This is a genomic window from Flavobacterium sp. RSB2_4_14, assembly GCF_051547085.1.
In the GTDB taxonomy this organism is placed as follows: domain Bacteria; phylum Bacteroidota; class Bacteroidia; order Flavobacteriales; family Flavobacteriaceae; genus Flavobacterium.
In genome coordinates this window covers 1-264 of record NZ_JBPTTL010000035.1, presented here as the reverse complement: position 1 = coordinate 264, position 264 = coordinate 1, and the positions used below count along the sequence as shown (strand labels likewise).

The following is a 264-nucleotide window of genomic DNA, read 5'->3' as shown; positions in this document are numbered from 1 at the left end:
ATTCTTGGAAGAACAGTGAATTTAGAAGTTACAGATCCCTGATAGCATGTATCATGAACATCATAAGTAACACATACAACTCCACCTTGACATAAGTTTGGTGCTAAAGGATTTCCTTGGATAGTACCTATTGGATTACAACCTCCTGTAACTGAAAAACTCGCTAACCAATTTGAAAATGCAGTATCTAAAGCTGCTTGATTGGTGTAATCACAAGAATTAGACAAAACTATATTTGGATTATTAATAACAACTGGACTTGAA

Annotated in this window: 1 protein-coding gene; it reads right to left on the bottom strand. The window is 34.1% G+C overall.

Features of this window, described 5'->3' with window-relative positions:
* The coding region (locus ACSVH2_RS14145) for a hypothetical protein (RefSeq protein WP_438093825.1) at positions 1-264 on the bottom strand (264 nt) is incomplete at both ends.